The following is a 16,071-nucleotide window of genomic DNA, read 5'->3' on the forward strand; positions in this document are numbered from 1 at the left end:
CCCAAAGAATGATTTCGCCCTGAAAATGCCGACCATGGAAAGGATTCATATGCTGCACCTTTAGCTAAAACAGTCTTCAGCTTACCATTCGTGGTTATTTGCAACAGTGCCTTTCATCCCTCCATTTACTTGACTATCCAATCAGTTGGAAAACTCTTTGAATGCTTCCAGCGCATTTGCAGCATACATCAATGAAGGTCCACCGCCCATATACACCGCAACGCCCAGAACTTCCTCCAGCTCCTGTAGGGTCATGCCCATTTTGACCAAGGTCCTGACATGAAAACCGATACAACCATCACAACGTGCAGCCACACCAATCGCCAAGGCAATCAATTCCTTGGTTTTTGGATCAATCACACCATCATGCATTGCGATCTGGGATAATTGATTGAAACTTTTCATTAAATCTGGTGAATCCTGGCTTAGAGTTCTTAAACTACCTGAAATATTTTGGGTTAATTCTTTGTATTTCATAATTTTTTCTCAAATTAAAAATCAACAATCAAGTTTTTATATTCAAAAGCTTATTTTTCTACCGGATAGCCCTGTTCCAGCCAAGCCTGATAGCCACCTTGAACCGACTTCACCTGAGTAAATCCCATATTCTGTAAAGTATCGGTTGCCAATGCTGAACGTCCACCCGTGCCACAGATCAAATAGATCGGCTGATCTTTTAGATGTTCCAGTGCCTGCATGGTATCGCAATGATGGCTAACCAAAGGATGCTGGTGAATCCTCATTTCTAAAACACCACGAGGATAATTCACCGCCCGGTCTATCGCTGCCGCCTGAAATTCATCCGGTTCCCGAACATCAATCAGAATGGTTTTATGGTTTTTCATCGCTTCAAACAGTTCAGCTACACTCACTTCCTGAATCCGGTTTTTCGCATTCCGGATCAATTGCTCTGCAGTTTTCATCATTTTCATTCTTCCTCGCTCATCAAAATCAGCTTCATTTGTTATAAATGCTAGTTCAGCAGCTAAAAAACGCTTTGTTGTAGCTCCCACCCCGGCTGTTTCAGCACTGTTGCAGTGATCACTGCTATTGCAAACCGTCAGTTTGATAAAATTATTTCAGACTGTACACCTGTTTGATATTCATTCAGATGACAGAAAAATAGGGTATTTATCTGTCATCCAGAATCTGACCTTCTATTTTTATCCGTAAAAAATTTCACGGGACTAGCCCTTGAGTGCTGAATAAATTAAATACACAGCTACCCCAATCACAGTTGTGGCAAAAATCTTCTGAACCCGGTTACTTTCAATTCGGTGCATCAGACTGCGTCCAATTAACATCCCTACAATACAGGCCAGGACAAAAGTCAGCGTGACCGAAACAGGATATTGAAAGCCATCTAGCACGTGTGCAGAAATACTGACACCACCAATCAGGAAAATAATCATTAGAGAAGTCGCAACGATACTGCGCATATCGAGGTCGGTGAATTTACGCAGTGCCGGGACAATCACAAAACCGCCGCCCACCCCGAGCAAGCCAGTCAGCAAACCCGCCACTACGCCAATACCGGCGAGGAACGAGGCCGTTTTCACATTCCAGATCAGGCGACCGGTCGTTTGATTGACCTTACACGGTGGATTCTCATGGTCATTAACTTTGTTAAAGAAGATCCGGTAAGCCACAATCAACATGACTAGACTGAAAGCCATCGTCAGCCAGACCGGAGAAACAATACCAGCCAGATTTACGCCATAGCGTGCTGAAGGAATACTGATCAGGGCGATCCAGAGCGCAGCGCGATAACGTACAATACGCTTGAATAAACCCTCGAACGTTCCGACCAAGGCAGACAGAGTCACTGCCAGCAAGCCCACAGGCGCAGCCTGTGCCACGGTCCAGCCCTGACTCGCCATCAGTGCCGGTACAGCCAGAATGCCGCCACCAGCACCGGTTAAACCCAGCAAGCCACCGATGGCCAACCCTTCCAGTATTAACACCCACATAGCCACTGTTCCTCTCTTTGCTAATGCAATTAAACAAAAGACAAACCTTTTTGTTTAATCTTGAAACATGCCTATTTGAAGTAATTAAGCGGAAGTTTTAAATAAGAAACCCCATTCTGTTCTGGCGTTGGGAACTGTCCTGCTTTCATATTGATCTGAATCGAAGGCAGAATCAGCTTCGGCATGCTGAGTCCTGAATCCCGCTGGTTTCGCATCTGAGCAAATTCAGTTTTACTGACTCCCTCGTGAATATGGATATTCTGTGTTTTCTGAGCCTGAATAGTGGTTTCACACACATACGATTCACGTGTTTCAGGCAAATAGTCATGACATAAAAAGACCCGTGTATCTTCTGGGAGCTGATACAGGCTTTGTACCGAATCAAAAAGCTTTTCTGCACTACCTTTTGGAAAATCACAACGGGCCGTACCATAGTCCGGCATAAACAGCGTGTCGCCGACAAAGACTGCATCTTCAACCACATAGCTCAGGCAAGCAGGCGTATGCCCCGGTGTTGCTATGTTATAAACATCCAGCTCACCGATTTTGAAATGCTCACCATCTTCAAATAAATGATCAAATGGCTGACTAGCATTCACCTGCTTGAGATCCAGATTATAAATTGCAGCAAAGGTCTGCTGCACCACAGCGATTTTCTGGCTGATTGCAATTTTTCCGCCCAGCTCCTGTTTCAAATACTGGGCTGCAGTCAAGTGATCTGCATGAACATGGGTTTCCAAAATCCATTCCACGTCTAAAGTCTGTGCTTTGACATAGGCAATGATACGATCTGCCTGTGTGGTTGAAGTGGTTGCAGATGCCGCATCATAATCCAGCACACTGTCAATGATGGCACAGCGCTTTGTTATTGGATCGGATACCACGTAACTGAAGGTATTGGTCGCCTCGTCAAAAAAATCCTGTACCAGTGGGTGTTTTGCCATCGTTATTCTCCAGCCCATTTACGGTGCAGCAATACGCCAATCAACATCGCGATAATAAAATAGAAGACCTGGTAATGCCCCAGGCCAATCAAGGTGAAACTTGGTGCTGGACATACCCCAGCAATCCCCCAGCCGATACCAAACAACTGGCTGCCAATGATTAAGCGTGGATCAAGTTTTTGACTGGTGGGCAATACAATAGGTTCGTTAAATACGGTTTTCGGTGCTGCAGAACGCATGGCTTTTTGAAAGGGAATAAATGCCACGGCAATTGCACCCATCATCACAAAGGCCAGACTGGCATCCCAGTCACCAAACAGATCCAGGAAATCCAGCACTTTTTCCGGATTGGACATGCCTGAAACCATCAGTCCGACAGAAAAAAGAGCACCAAAAATAAAAGCTAAAATATTTTTCATTTTAAAATGCTCCAGTCACGTGACGAACAATATAAACAGTGACAAAACCAGCAAACATGAAACTCATGGTGGCCACGATGGAACGTTTAGACAAACGACTCATCCCGCAAATGCCATGACCGCTGGTACAGCCTGAACCTAAGCGGGTACCAAAGCCGACCAAGAGACCCGCAACCACCAGCATCAGCGGACTCGCATTCAATTCAATTTCTGGCTGAACAAACAGTCCATAGATAAATGGCACCGTGATTAAACCCGCCATGAACCAAATCGCAGATGTTTTAAACATCATTTTAGGATTCAGCACCTGTCCGATTAAGCCACTGATGCCTGCGATACGACCATGCACATACAGGTAACCAACGACCGATACACCGAGCATCAAACCGCCGAGAAAAGCAATCAGGAAATCATGCATAGCGAGTCTACTTAAGTTTATAATATATTTATTTATAATATATAATATATAATATTAATCAAGCACTCTGTGATATTCTTTCATAAATGATTTTTAACTATGCAGGACTGAAGGAGATCGTAATGAATACTGGAACTAATCAGGCTAAAATTGATTTTTCGGAAGTCGATATAGTCACAAACTACTTAAAAGTCTTATCAAATCCTGACCGCCTAAAAATTTTATGTGTCTTGGTAGAAGGCGAACTCAATGTACAGAAAATTGAGGAAAGCACTGATATTCATCAACCAACACTGTCCCAACAACTGACTGTACTGCGTAAAAATAATATGGTCAGCACTCGTCGTGAAGGTAAACAGATTTTCTATCAAGTATCTGACCCCAGAATCCTGACGATTATGCAAACCCTGCATCAGTTATATTGTGCTGCTTAAGCCTGTTTTTCACTCTAACTTGTACCATCGAGTGACTTTAACAAACTCATAATTCCTCAAGCTTTAACCTCAATATTCCTGCTCAAATCGGCTAAAGATAATGGCAATACAATCTATACAGCATTACCATTACTTTATTTATACGACAGTTGAAAATATGAACCTGATGACTTTATAAAGTTTTCCATCATTTAACAAAATACCTAAAATCTCATATCCACTTGCGAAATTTATTTCTCAAAAATTTCTTTCAGATCCTTTGGCATGCCTTGAGCAGATTTAAAAGTGCCCTTACTGTCTCGCCACACTATGGAAGGTGTTGAGAAAAATCCATATTTCTCCATTAACTCCTGATTAAAATCAATTTTTTTTGCAATCTCTTGAGGAATTTTATTTTCCGGTTTTAAACGTTTCTTGCCTTTATTCACGTTCATATCAGTAAAAACTGCTGCAGGATCTTTTGACATCAGTAAAGTGGCAACTTGGGCACGACTTTCTTCACGTATGACACCGACCTGAATATGGCGTAATTGTACTTTTCCAGACTTAACCCATGGACGCGCCTGCTGCCAAAACTTATGGCAGTAAGGGCAATTGGGATCCGAAAAGACATAGACTATGCGTGGAGCATTTTTTTGGCCATCCTGGATCCATGTAGCCTTTTCCAAGGTTTTCCAAACATTATCCAGAACCGCTTCTTTGGCATGTTTATTCATGAGATCAACAGAAAGATTGTCTCCTTTGGCATTGTATAAATCACCCAGAATGTAATATTTCTGGTCATTCGCAATAAATACGGTTCCAGGATGCTGATTGTTGTGTCCCACCCAGCCAGTCATTCCTGTGGGCGCAGGAATTTGTTGAATAAACTCAAATCCTTCCTGCTCAATCTGTTTTTTGATAGCGCTATTGGCGGAAGTCAATGTTGCACTACCTGCAAGCAGCATGGAAATGAGGATACGTTGTATCGATGTATTCATAAAAATTCACCAGAAAAATTAAGGTTGGATGGATATCTTTTTTAAATATTGCTGCAACATCGCAGGGCTCAATTCACCCATATGACGCTCTACCAACTGCCCCTGTGCATTGAAAAATAAAGTGCTTGGTAGTCCAAACATATTCATCTGTTGTGGTATTTCTCCATATGGATCAAGCAGTACATGTTTAAATTTAAGATCATAACGTCTTAAATAATCCTGTACGGTTACTTGATCTTCTCCCTGATTAAGCATGACGAAATTAATCCCGGGATATTGATTATGTGCCTGCTGTAAAACGGGCATTTCACGGTGACACGGTGGGCACCAACTGGCCCACATATTGATCACTGTTGGCTGCCCGATAAACTGCTTGAGTGGAACGTTCTCTGAGATTTCACCATGTTGAATTAAGGACGAAAAACTTGAATCCGGAAAATGGGTTTCCTGTTTCAAATTGTTTTGAAAAGCAATGCCAAGACTCAGCAGCAGCGTAAAAATAAAGATAAAAATAGCCTTGGATTTACCAGGCAGTCCTTTATTTTTCCAAAGAAAGTATGGGATAGCAGTAACAATACCCCCGATGAGATGGAATCCTTTGTCTTGGATCTTGAAGATGTCGAGAGGTGATGTGGAATAGGCATCCCAATGTAACAATACAAAAACGATTCTTGCCCCGATGAGCCCAATCAGGACACTGATCCATAAAGAATCCCGAAAAACCTGGATCACTGCTTTATCCCATCGGAGTTTGTTACTCACCATCTGGCCAATTATCGACACAGTCATCAATCCAATCAAAATAATGATTAATGTCCAGGGCAACATCAATGGTCCAAGGTGTAAGGCTTCAGATGAAATCATTCACGTTCGCCTGTCTGAAGTTGCTCAAGTCTTGCGAGTAACTGGGCTGCACTAAATGTTCCTGTCAGTCGAAGTTCACGTTGTTCCTGATGTGAGACATCCAGCATGATCATGGTTGGTGGTCCCAGAATCTGCCATTGCTTTAATAATTCATCCTGGCTTGAATGATAATTTGTGAGATCGAGCTTAATCCTTGCGATATTACGAAGAGCATCTTGTACATCTTCACGCGGCAAAACTTCATGCTCAATGGGCTGACAGGCCACACACCAGTCCGCATAAACATCGATAATGACTGTCTGACCTTTAAAGCGAGCAAGGGCGCTACTCAGTTCATCCTCAGTATTCACCTGTTGCCATGCCAAGATCTGCTCTGCTTGGGTCACACTCATTTGAGCTAGGGCATGGTTAATATGCCATGCTCCTCCTAAGGCAATCATAATGCTTAAAATCATCACCATAGCTTTGGCTATACTGCGAGATATATGAGGGAGTATTTTTAGCAAGCAATAGCCAGCAAGCAGGAGTAAAACCGCACCGAGTAAGATGAAATAGAGCACACTTGGAATTAACGGACGGATGAAATAAAGAGCAAGAGCCAGCATGACAAAGCCAAAGCTAAACTTAAGACGATCCATCCATAAGCCAGGTTTAGGTAAATATTGTGAACCAAACACTGAAGCAATAAATATGGGGAAACCAATACCCAGACCAAGCACAAATAAATAGCTTGCCCCCATCACGGGTTGATTCAACTGTGAAACAAATAATAATGCCCCGGCGAGTGGCGCACTCATACAGGGACCAACAATCAATGCTGCGATCATGCCCATCAATAAAGCACCTAGCAAGGTTCCGCCCTTTTGTCTTTGTTGCCACTGATCAAGGCGATGTAACACCCCTTGTGGCAATGACAAATGAAAAGCGCCAAATAAGTTAAATGCGAATACAGTGAATAGCAGTGCAAATAAGCCAATAAAAACTGGACTTTGAAACCATCGCTGAAAGCTATAACCTAGTTGTGCAACGGCTAGGCCCATCACGGCATACACGATGGCCAGCCCCAGAACAAAGGCTCCGGCAATAAATGCGGCCCGATAACCCGTTTTGCGCTGGACCAAAATACCCGAAAGGATAGGAATCAAAGGTAATGAACAGGGTAGAAAAGCCAATAAGATCCCAAGTCCTAAAAATACGAGCAAATTGACTAAAAGGTTCTGGTTGGATAATAGGTTAAAAAAGAATTGGTCATTATTCCATTGAGATTTAAGAGAGGCATTCGTCTGATCCTGTTGTATCTGAGGCTCTCTCTGGGTGCTTACTTCACTTGAGGCTTGTCTCTGCGATTCATCAGCGGCTTGTTCATCTTGTGGTACCGCTACCAGATTTTCAGGTTCTTCTACTGTGTTTTTATTCGTTGAATTTTCTGGTCCTAAAGCTGCCTTTTTTTGTTGTGCAACAGCTTGCTCAGATAACTGGGTTGGCACTAAAGTAGATGTTAAAGTTGATGTCACATTTAATAGTCTTTTACTCTCCGAGAATCTCTGGGTGGGCAATAATCCCTCGTCATCAGTTTGAATCGTAGTGCGTTGTACTGGATAGCATAAACCGCTTTCCGCACAGCCTTGCCACTGAATATTGAGTTGCTGATTAGGCTGTACCGGAATATGAGTATTGACTTGACCATAATGAACCTGGGTCCGCCCAAAGGTTGGATCATCTTTGTCTTGTGGTACTGGTAGGCTCAGTTTGAGTGCTTTCTGATCATGACTAACTTTGAGTTGATGATGATAGAGATAATAGCCATCGGCAATTTTCCATGTAAGTTCAGCACCCTCCTGACTGGTCGAGACTGCCTCAAACTGAAAGGCCTGATCAGGTGGCAAGAAATCAGCATGTGCTGTTCTTATTAAAACAGCTACCATTATCAAAAATATTCTCAACAACCACATCATCAATTTCAGCATCGTATTTAATGTTAGATGCCCTATTATTCAAAAACTAAAATTAAGAGAGCATTAACAGTAACAATCGCTTATAAAATAGATGAACAATCAATGGGAGTCCGCATGTTTGTCGTTTTGGTAGAAGATGATCCATATATTGCCCACAGTATTTGTGCGGCTTTGGATTTTTTAAATATTTCTGTCGAGCATGTCAGCACGGCAAGCGCGGCAGATTATTTTATCCGTCATAGCGCTGTTGATCTGTGCCTGCTCGATTTAGGATTGCCGGATCAGGATGGTTTGGAGTTACTTAGAAAATGGCGACAGGATCAGATTCATACACCGATACTTGTACTCACTGCGCGGATACAGACGCGGCAATGTATTGAAGCATTAAACTTAGGCGCTGATGACTATCTGACGAAACCATTTGAACTTGATGAGCTGGTTGCCCGTCTTCATGCTCTCACGCGTCGTCACCGCGGCTTTTCATCCAATGTTCTACAGTTTGAAGACTTAAGCTTAAATCGAGATACCCAAGAAGTATTTTATCAACATCAAGCGATCCAGCTTTCAAGGCGTGAATACAGTTTGCTTGAGACTTTGATGAGCCATCCCAATCAGATTCTGAAAAATGAGCAATTGCTCGACAAACTTTATGGGTATCAAGACAGCATCGAAAGTAATGCTTTAAATGTGCATATTTACCATTTAAGACAAAAATTAAATGCTGATTTTATTCAGACCATTCGTGGGGTCGGTTATATGTTTAAAGTGTCTGAATTATAACAGATGCGAAGCTATAGTTTGAAATGGCGTTTGGTCACAAGCTTATTGATGGTATTTCTTTGCCTGTGGAGTATTGTATTCGCCTGGTTGTATGTCGATCTGCAAAAACGCCTGCAAGATACCTTGGATCAACGACTTTCGGCTTCGGCACATATGGTCGCGCGTTTAATTCAACAACTCCCTATGAAAGCGATTAAAAACGAACTTATTCAACAAACCAATAAGTCTACCGATGCTGAAAATCTAATTGCTTGCGAAGTATCTTTATTCAGCTCAGATATTTCTGTGGGTCAACATGTTGTGGCAAAAACTCGAGGTGCGCCAGCTAACTTAAGTCAACAACAGCTTGGTTTTAGTACTTGGCAACAAAGTGAGATTGAGTGGCGTAGTTATGTGCTACGTAAAAATGATATCCAAGTTGTGGCTGCCGAACGTATGTTCTTACGCTATTCACTCCTACAGCAGATTCTGCAATCAGTGCTTATTCCACTAATTTTATCACTGCTTATCTGTATTACATTGATTATTTTGATAATACGTAAAGAATTTAAAAGTCTTGATACCATTGCACAGCATTTGAGCCTAAAAGAATTAACACTTGGTGACGCGGCCATATATTTAATAAATCTTGACCCCAAAAACATTCCGCAAGAGGTACAACCTTTTGTCGATAATTCAACTCAGTTGATCCAAAAATTGCACCATAGTTTGGAAAATGAAAAAGTCTTCACCGCATATGCTGCACATGAACTGCGTAGTCCTTTAACGGCAATCAAAACCCATGTACAACTTGCTCAACTCATCGCACAACAACAACATGCCGGGCACGATTTACAGGATAATCTTCAACAAGCCAATATAAACATCCGCAGATATGCACAATTACTTGAACAACTTTTAGCATTGACAGCTATAGATCAGGATACTGTTCAGAAATTAGAAGCCACGAATATTACATCTGTACTGCAACAAGTCATTGCAGATTTACACCCAGTCTACCCTGAGCTTGATCAAAGTCTGGATATCAATTGGGCAACTTTAACAAGTATTTATCTTCCTGATTTTGCGCTTTATACAGTACTTAAAAATCTTATTGAGAATGCAGCCTTACATGCACAAACAGATATTATTACTATCAAAATGCAGGATAGCTCACTTTTCATTCAAGATAATGGAAAAACTTTAAGTGAACATGAGCTGAAACTTTTGGGGCAACGTTTTTGGCGAAAGTCTGCAGAACAACCAGGGCATGGCTTGGGATTATCTTTGGTTAAAACAATTCTAAGCAAATATGATTATGATATTAAGTTTTACGGGACATATCCTCAGGGCTTAACTGTAGAAATTTCCCCCTCTTATTCTTTAGCTAATTAAAAGGACTAGGTATGTGTTTGTTTTCTTCTGCCTTATGTAATGGCCATTATGTTAAATGGAGTTTTATTAATTAAGCATGATCTAATACCCTAAAATTGAGTATGCAAAATGCAGAGTATTTACCATAGATTATTTATTTAAAGCTAAAGTTAAAACCTGACTTTTTTTCAATGAATGTTGATTGTAGTGGTCAACAAATATTGGACACAGTTTTAAGTTTTTGTTCAGCTGCAAAAGGGCTGATACCATTATTAAATTGATGTAGTCGTATCCGATTGTAGTATTCCATCAGATACAGCCCTATATCTAGTTTTGCTTCCTCAATTGAATGATAACCTAGTTTAGGAATCCACTCAGTCTTGAGACTTCTAAATAGTCGTTCTGTTGGAGCATTATCCCAACAGTTCCCTTTGCGACTCATACTTTGTTGTATGGCGTAACTTTTCAATCTCTGCCGAACTAGGAGGCTTTTATATTGGCTGCCTTGGTCGGAGTGAAATATAACTCCAGCTGGTTTACCTCTACGATGCCATGCTTCATCTAATGCCTTAAGCACTAAATGCTGATTTGCTTGTGCCGACATAGACCAACCAATCACTCGACGAGCATACAGATCAAGCACAACCGCAAGATAAGCCCAAGTCTTACCTGTCCAAATATATGTGATATCACTGCTCCGAACATGGTTGGGGTAAGCAGGTTTAAATTGTCTATTCAAAGTATTTGGTACAAGAATAGTTTCATCCACAGTGTTTTGATATCGATGCTTCTTTCGCTGTTTGGAAATAAGACCTGATTCACGCATCAGCTTACGTACCAAATAGCGCCCAATCTTAATCCCTTGATTCAACAGCATGTACCGCATACCACGACTACCGAGGGAACAACGACTTTGCTTAAATAGGCTATGGATCATGGCATTAAGCTTAGTACGATCTGAACTTCGGCTTTTACGTGTTGCACGATAATGATAGTAGCTTGAACGAAGTATACCAAATGCACGACAGAGTACTTTAACAGGGCTTAGCTTTCTTAATTGATCAATCAACGCATATGTTTGAATTCGTCTGACATTAAGAGAGCTGTAGCCTTTTTTAGAATCATCTTCTCCTGCTCAAGTTGATGAATACGAGTCTTAAGTTGTTGTATTTCTCTTTGTTCAGCCGTTAAAGCAGGCGTTGTTGGAGATTGGCCTGTTCGTTCAAATTGGAGTTGATCAACCCAACGTTTTAATGCTGTTTGTCCAATATCTAAAGCACGACAAGCTTGTGTAATTGAATAGCCTTGATTAAGTACAAGGCTTGCTGCTTCTAGTTTGAATTCTGGAGTGAATGTTCGTCTTGTTCTCATTGAGCACCTCTTTGGTGAATACATTATCACCGGCACTGTTGCAAATAACCACGAATGGTAAGCTGAAGACTGTTTTAGCTAAAGGTGCAGCATATGAATCCTTTCCATGGTCGGCATTTTCAGGGCGAAATCATTCTTTGGGCTGTGCGCTGGTATTGTAAATATGGCATTAGCTATCGTGAACTGCAGGAAATGCTGGCCGAACGGGGTGTGAATGTTGATCACACGACTATTTACCGTTGGGTTCAACGTTATACGAATCTAAAAATGGGAGCCTATAGCTCCCATTTTTATTGTTAAACGTTGAATCCTATATGTTTTCCTGTTGGAAGCTCTACATCAATACGGAGCTTCCCACCCATTGCCTCAACATACTTTTTCATGGTTGAAATCTTAAGATCATTGCCACGATTTTCTATTGCTGAAAGCGATGGCTGTTTTATTCCCAAAGTTTCAGCAAGCTCTTTTTGAGAAATTTCGAGTTCTTCACGAATAAGATGAAGCTGATTTTCTAGCAGTAATTCATCAGCCATTTTTTGAATACGGGCTTGGCTCTCTGGAGAGCGGCTAGCTAACAATTCTTGCAGAGTCTTAGCCATTAGATTTATCTCCTAGGGTAGTGAGATGAAGTTGGTATTGTTCATCTGCAATATCCAGCATGTCTTTATAAAAACGCTTTTTACCGCCTTTATCAGCAATACATAGAACAATAGCCTGTCGTAAGGGATCAAATGCGAAGAAAGCTCTTAAGGGTCTACCGCGATGTTGAACACGCAGTTCTTTCATATTGGTAAATTTAGACTCATACACAGTATCTACTAAAGGACGGCCTAAACTCGGTCCCTGCTGCTGTAGAACAACCAGGGCAGCTAGGACCTTCTCTTGTGTAGGTTCATCTTGCTGTTCAAGCCACTGATTAAATAGATCTGTCGTAATGACTGTCCACATACCACAACCAAAATATAGATTATAGTCTATATTTTAGAGGCATTATGCTTGTTTTGCAAATGAGAAATGATAGGCAATAAAAAACCCCGGCATCCTGCTAGGGTTTTTTATTGGAACATTAGGTCTCTGTGCTCTTGCGTGTCTTATATAGCGCCATCCTAGTGCTTATTTTTAATTATATGGAACTTCCTGTTCCTGACCACTTAATCATATGAAAATTCTACTGTTCCAGATAGCCGCAAAGGGCCGAGATTGATGTGAGCCAAAGCGTACAAAATAGCCTAAATTTCATCCACAGCAATTGGGGATAGTTTTCGCCCTAGAAGAGCTGAGAACATTGGGAAAATGCCAAAATTGAGCATTTTTTAGACGATTTTATTGGCGAAAGATTACAAATCTGCTTAAAAAAACACGAGTTGTGAAAGCGTGTGTTTTTTGATCTTTTTGGTTTTGGTTTTATTGTATCAAGTATATGATAAATAACACTATTTAAAAAGGCATTTCGTATAACGCCTATTATGTTAAATGGATATAAATTTAGTGGATTATTCATGCTTCCCCTTGAGAAAAACTTGCAGACCCTTTTTAAATTTGTAATCCTTGCGCCCAAGGGTGTCTAGCTAAGCTAAGGCAGGTGTTTGTTGTAGTCGGGCCGCTACAATATTGATGAAGAGCACCTGTATGTTTAATTTCAAGATTTTTAATAAAGTCTCTACGGAAGTATTGACGATCAAAAATGACCTTCAGCTTAATGCTGAGCTGCAATTAATTAATAAATATAAAACGGCTATTTCTGAAGATTATAAACAGGCTATTGTTTTGATCTTTAAAGAACGTGGCTATACACGTTTGGAAATAGGTCAATTACTTGGGGAGCTAAAAGCTTCATAAAATACCGATTAAACAAAGCTTGGATATAACATCCAGGCTTTATAAAAAAGTACCTAGCTGTTACCCTTGTCCTGATTTTTTTACTCTAAAAAGTTCCTTCATCTTATGACACTTACGCCACCTTAAGTTTATTTACCGTCTTCAATCTGTAAATAACTCATCACTGTCTAGTGATGTGGTGTAGTCGCTTGTGTGTTGTATATATCACATCACTAGCCTATCTGAAAAATTAAAAAACAGGCTATGTTTATGTTATCTAATGTCCGAGAACAGTGGTTCTCTAACATCCGTGGGGATGTACTTGCCGGATTAGTCGTCGGTCTTGCACTCATCCCTGAAGCCATCGCATTTTCAATTATTGCAGGTGTAGATCCTAAAGTTGGTCTATACGCATCCTTCTGTATTGCCGTCGTGATTTCTTTCGTAGGTGGCCGTCCAGCAATGATTTCAGCTGCCACAGGGGCCATGGCACTGCTTATGGTTACATTGGTCAAAGAACATGGGCTTGAATATCTGCTGGCAGCAACAATTTTGACAGGCGTGATTCAGATATTGGCAGGCTATTTAAAGCTCGCCAAGTTAATGCGGTTCGTATCTAAATCTGTAGTTATTGGATTCGTAAATGCGTTAGCAATCTTAATTTTCATGGCTCAGTTGCCGGAATTGATTAATGTGACCTGGCATGTATATGCTCTGGTTGCTTTAGGTCTGGCGATTATTTATCTCTTTCCTTTGGTTCCCCAATTAGGAAAATTACTCCCTTCTCCACTTGTCTGCATCATTGCAATCACATTACTGGCAATTGCTCTAGGAATTGATGTACGAACTGTGGGTGATATGGGATCGTTACCTGACACACTTCCAATGTTCTTGATTCCAAATATTCCTTTGAATATTGAAACATTGATGATTATTTTGCCTTATTCAGTCGCACTGGCGGCTGTAGGTTTACTTGAATCGATGATGACAGCAACTATCGTGGATGAAATGACAGATACGCCAAGTGATAAATATCAGGAATGTAAGGGACAAGGGATTGCGAATATTGCTTCTGGCTTTATGGGGGGGATGGCTGGCTGTGCGATGATTGGTCAATCTATGATTAACGTAAAATCAGGTGGCCTTACACGCTTATCAACATTCTCTGCGGGTATTTTTCTTCTTATTCTGGTTGTATTTATCAGTGACTGGCTCAAAGTGATTCCAATGGCTGCATTGGTAGCGGTAATGATCATGGTCTCTATCAGTACCTTTGAATGGAGTTCTGTCACTCAGTTAAAAGATAATCCTAAGAGCAGTAATATCGTTATGATTGCGACTGTGATTGTAGTTGTTGCTACGCATAACCTGGCTTTGGGTGTGTTAACAGGCGTATTACTTTCAGCCTTGTTCCTAGCGAATAAACTTGAAAATGATATCCAGGTAACTGCATCTTTTGAAGGAACAGCCCGTTTATATGATTTGAGAGGTCAGATCTTCTTTAGTTCTTCTGAAAAATTCATGCAAGGTTTTGACTTTAAAGAGGATGTAAAGGATGTGATTATTGATTTGACCCATTCTCACATTTGGGATGTAACATCAGTCGCCATGCTTGATTCTGTTGTAAATAAATTTCAAAAGAATGGTGTGAATGTCACTGTGCGTGGCTTAAATGAAGCCAGCTCTATTATGATTGATAAGTATGGAACACATGCCAGAATCTAAGCGCAGGAGATTTTACGTTTATGTAGAATCTCTAAAATTAACATAATACACCTTATACGAAATACTTGATATTTATCATTAAATTTCAGTATATTAGATCAAGCCGTTGTGGGGCATAGGGTACCAGAGCGGCTTTTTATTGATTATTTATGTTCCACGCTTAAAATTCGAACAATGTTTCATGATTTTTATAAGTTAAACTAAATTTAGTTGCCAATCCCAATAAGCTATTCACTAACTTGTAAATATCGGTATACCGCCTGACGACTAATCCCAAAAGCTTTTCCTAATGCCATTTTTGATGGATACTTCCCTTCCCTCCATGCTTGTCGTAAAGCTTCAGCTTGGTCAGGCTTTAGTTTATGCACCCGACCTTTGTACTTCCCCTGAGCAGAGGCGAGTTTTATTCCTTCCTTTTGTCGCTCCAGAATAATCTCACGTTCAAACTGTGCAAAAGCCCCCATCAGTTGCAGCATCAAATTATCCATCGGGGTGGATTGGGCCGTAAAAGTAATATTTTCTTTTACAAACTGGATGGCGATCCCTCCTTTAACCAGTTTATCTACTTCGGTAACCAAATCTTTTAGGCTTCGTGCAAAACGATCCATGGAATGTACAACAACCCTGTCCCCTTCCCGGAGATAGTTCAACATTTCCTGAAATTTCGGCCGGTCGGTATTTTTACCCGAAGCTCGGTCAACAAAAATCCGGTCGACTTCAATTCCCTCAAGTTGACGTCCAGTATTTTGCTCAACTGAACTCACCCGGACATAGCCTACTTTTTGACCTTTCAATCTTTCATGCCCCAATTGGATAAAAATAAATAATTTCGTAAATTATAGACCTTAAATATCAATGTTACATGTTACATATGATTAAAAATCATTTAAATGATACATATTTTTACGAACTTTTAAAGTGTTACTTTAGGGTATACTCTAAATTTACATATTTAAATAACGAGTTTTTTCTCACTCATAAGAATTTGCAAGAATATATATACATTTATTGACATTAAGTAATTTAAATAAAATCAATAT

18 protein-coding genes and 1 pseudogene are annotated in these 16,071 nt (G+C 40.7%); 6 read left to right on the top strand and 13 right to left on the bottom strand.

What is annotated here, in order from left to right:
- Positions 1-141: 141 nt before the first annotated feature.
- The 6 genes from AC1IR0_RS14555 to AC1IR0_RS14580 form a co-directional block, all read right to left on the bottom strand.
- A complete protein-coding gene (locus AC1IR0_RS14555; RefSeq protein ID WP_074947809.1) occupies positions 142-477 on the bottom strand; it encodes a carboxymuconolactone decarboxylase family protein in 336 nt (111 codons plus the stop codon).
- Positions 478-527: 50 nt separating this feature from the next.
- Positions 528-923, bottom strand: coding sequence for a rhodanese-like domain-containing protein (locus tag AC1IR0_RS14560; RefSeq protein WP_074947821.1), 396 nt, complete (start codon positions 921-923; stop codon positions 528-530).
- A 264-nt stretch (positions 924-1,187) separates the two neighbouring features.
- A complete protein-coding gene (locus AC1IR0_RS14565) occupies positions 1,188-1,970 on the bottom strand; it encodes a sulfite exporter TauE/SafE family protein (protein WP_479741514.1) in 783 nt (260 codons plus the stop codon).
- A 71-nt stretch (positions 1,971-2,041) separates the two neighbouring features.
- Positions 2,042-2,914 (bottom strand): MBL fold metallo-hydrolase, encoded by an 873-nt coding sequence (locus AC1IR0_RS14570; protein ID WP_026444431.1) that lies wholly within the window; start codon positions 2,912-2,914, stop codon positions 2,042-2,044.
- A gap of 2 nt (positions 2,915-2,916) precedes the next feature.
- Entirely contained in the window at positions 2,917-3,333 is a 417-nt protein-coding gene (locus tag AC1IR0_RS14575) for a YeeE/YedE family protein (protein ID WP_026444432.1), read from the bottom strand.
- Between the two features lies 1 nt (position 3,334).
- Entirely contained in the window at positions 3,335-3,751 is a 417-nt protein-coding gene (locus AC1IR0_RS14580) for a YeeE/YedE family protein (protein WP_016165476.1), read from the bottom strand.
- A gap of 122 nt (positions 3,752-3,873) precedes the next feature.
- Between AC1IR0_RS14580 and AC1IR0_RS14585 the strand changes: the two genes are divergently transcribed.
- Positions 3,874-4,185 carry an ArsR/SmtB family transcription factor gene (locus AC1IR0_RS14585; protein WP_016165477.1) on the top strand — a complete coding sequence of 104 codons (312 nt, stop codon included), beginning with the start codon at positions 3,874-3,876 and terminating at the stop codon, positions 4,183-4,185.
- Between the two features lie 230 nt (positions 4,186-4,415).
- Here the strand turns inward: AC1IR0_RS14585 and dsbG are convergent, their stop codons facing one another.
- The 3 genes from dsbG to dsbD are packed head-to-tail and all read right to left on the bottom strand — an operon-like array spanning position 4,416 to position 7,954.
- On the bottom strand, positions 4,416-5,165 hold the full coding sequence (gene dsbG / locus AC1IR0_RS14590; protein ID WP_005404983.1) for a thiol:disulfide interchange protein DsbG: 750 nt from the start codon (positions 5,163-5,165) through the stop codon (positions 4,416-4,418).
- An 18-nt stretch (positions 5,166-5,183) separates the two neighbouring features.
- A complete protein-coding gene (locus tag AC1IR0_RS14595) occupies positions 5,184-6,029 on the bottom strand; it encodes a TlpA disulfide reductase family protein (protein ID WP_126038827.1) in 846 nt (281 codons plus the stop codon).
- Entirely contained in the window at positions 6,026-7,954 is a 1,929-nt protein-coding gene (gene dsbD / locus AC1IR0_RS14600) for a protein-disulfide reductase DsbD (protein WP_005404981.1), read from the bottom strand. The genes AC1IR0_RS14595 and dsbD overlap by 4 nt, the downstream gene beginning before the upstream one ends.
- A 144-nt stretch (positions 7,955-8,098) precedes the next feature.
- On the opposite strand from dsbD, the gene AC1IR0_RS14605 reads away from it, so the two are divergent.
- Both AC1IR0_RS14605 and AC1IR0_RS14610 read left to right on the top strand, forming a co-directional pair.
- A complete protein-coding gene (locus AC1IR0_RS14605; RefSeq protein ID WP_026444435.1) occupies positions 8,099-8,764 on the top strand; it encodes a response regulator transcription factor in 666 nt (221 codons plus the stop codon).
- A gap of 3 nt (positions 8,765-8,767) precedes the next feature.
- The gene (locus tag AC1IR0_RS14610; RefSeq protein ID WP_005404979.1) at positions 8,768-10,138 is read left to right on the top strand and encodes a sensor histidine kinase; all 1,371 of its coding nucleotides are present in this window, start codon (positions 8,768-8,770) and stop codon (positions 10,136-10,138) included.
- 190 nt (positions 10,139-10,328) lie between these two features.
- Here AC1IR0_RS14610 and AC1IR0_RS14615 read toward each other — a convergent pair.
- Positions 10,329-11,488 (bottom strand): IS3 family transposase gene (locus tag AC1IR0_RS14615; protein ID WP_101235108.1). Its coding sequence is split into 2 segments (ribosomal slippage): positions 10,329-11,236 and positions 11,236-11,488, totalling 1,161 coding nucleotides; the frame shifts between segments, so codons are not numbered across the junction.
- A gap of 93 nt (positions 11,489-11,581) precedes the next feature.
- Here AC1IR0_RS14615 and AC1IR0_RS14620 point away from each other — a divergent pair.
- Positions 11,582-11,743: pseudogene (locus tag AC1IR0_RS14620) on the top strand (IS6 family transposase); the annotation flags it as partial.
- A 41-nt stretch (positions 11,744-11,784) separates the two neighbouring features.
- On the opposite strand, the gene AC1IR0_RS14625 reads toward AC1IR0_RS14620, so the two are convergent.
- On the bottom strand, positions 11,785-12,087 hold the full coding sequence (locus AC1IR0_RS14625; RefSeq protein ID WP_001140620.1) for a helix-turn-helix domain-containing protein: 303 nt from the start codon (positions 12,085-12,087) through the stop codon (positions 11,785-11,787).
- Positions 12,080-12,436 (bottom strand): type II toxin-antitoxin system RelE/ParE family toxin, encoded by a 357-nt coding sequence (locus tag AC1IR0_RS14630; RefSeq protein WP_004668307.1) that lies wholly within the window; start codon positions 12,434-12,436, stop codon positions 12,080-12,082. The genes AC1IR0_RS14625 and AC1IR0_RS14630 overlap by 8 nt, the downstream gene beginning before the upstream one ends.
- A gap of 681 nt (positions 12,437-13,117) precedes the next feature.
- Between AC1IR0_RS14630 and AC1IR0_RS14635 the strand changes: the two genes are divergently transcribed.
- Both AC1IR0_RS14635 and AC1IR0_RS14640 read left to right on the top strand, forming a co-directional pair.
- On the top strand, positions 13,118-13,327 hold the full coding sequence (locus AC1IR0_RS14635; RefSeq protein WP_004282305.1) for a hypothetical protein: 210 nt from the start codon (positions 13,118-13,120) through the stop codon (positions 13,325-13,327).
- Between the two features lie 249 nt (positions 13,328-13,576).
- Entirely contained in the window at positions 13,577-15,031 is a 1,455-nt protein-coding gene (locus AC1IR0_RS14640) for a SulP family inorganic anion transporter (protein ID WP_005268008.1), read from the top strand.
- Between the two features lie 227 nt (positions 15,032-15,258).
- Here the strand turns inward: AC1IR0_RS14640 and AC1IR0_RS14645 are convergent, their stop codons facing one another.
- Positions 15,259-15,825, bottom strand: a complete 567-nt coding sequence (locus tag AC1IR0_RS14645) for a recombinase family protein (protein ID WP_101235176.1) — start codon at positions 15,823-15,825, stop codon at positions 15,259-15,261.
- Between the last annotated feature and the right edge of the window lie 246 nt (positions 15,826-16,071).

The organism is Acinetobacter sp. 129952 (genome assembly GCF_056642055.1).